Origin of the sequence: Rhodovarius crocodyli, assembly GCF_004005855.1 — a bacterium.
Classification (GTDB): domain Bacteria; phylum Pseudomonadota; class Alphaproteobacteria; order Acetobacterales; family Acetobacteraceae; genus Rhodovarius; species Rhodovarius crocodyli.
Genome location: NZ_SACL01000039.1, coordinates 1 through 322 on the forward strand (window position 1 = coordinate 1; position 322 = coordinate 322).

Annotated in this window: 1 protein-coding gene and 1 tRNA gene; one reads left to right on the top strand and one right to left on the bottom strand. The window is 58.1% G+C overall.

Annotated elements, in window-relative coordinates:
* Positions 1–49: 49 nt before the first annotated feature.
* Positions 50–126 (top strand) — tRNA-Met (locus EOD42_RS25675).
* Here EOD42_RS25675 and EOD42_RS26230 read toward each other — a convergent pair.
* The coding region (locus EOD42_RS26230; RefSeq protein ID WP_206020474.1) for a hypothetical protein at positions 97–322 on the bottom strand (226 nt) is incomplete at its 5' end. The two genes, EOD42_RS25675 and EOD42_RS26230, sit on opposite strands and share 30 nt — an antisense overlap.

A 322-nucleotide genomic window follows, 5' to 3' on the forward strand; every position in this document is an offset into this window, starting at 1 on the left:
GAGTCGGTCGCCGCCAGACCACCTAACCAGAGAGTTTTTCCACTTTTACCGCGGGGTGGAGCAGCCCGGTAGCTCGTCAGGCTCATAACCTGAAGGTCACAGGTTCAAATCCTGTCCCCGCATCCAACGTTCCCAATACTTCAACAAAACGCCCGTAAACCAACAGGTTAACGGGCGTTTTGGCGTTTGAGGCACCTGACGTGCCCCCCATTTCTCATCCAGCGATAACGAGAGTCCTGGGTTGATTTGAGCCTTGGTGTTGGTGGGTGGCAAGAGGCCGGTGCGCGGAGCTATCAGCCTGCGCAGCGTGCCGGCCGGTCTC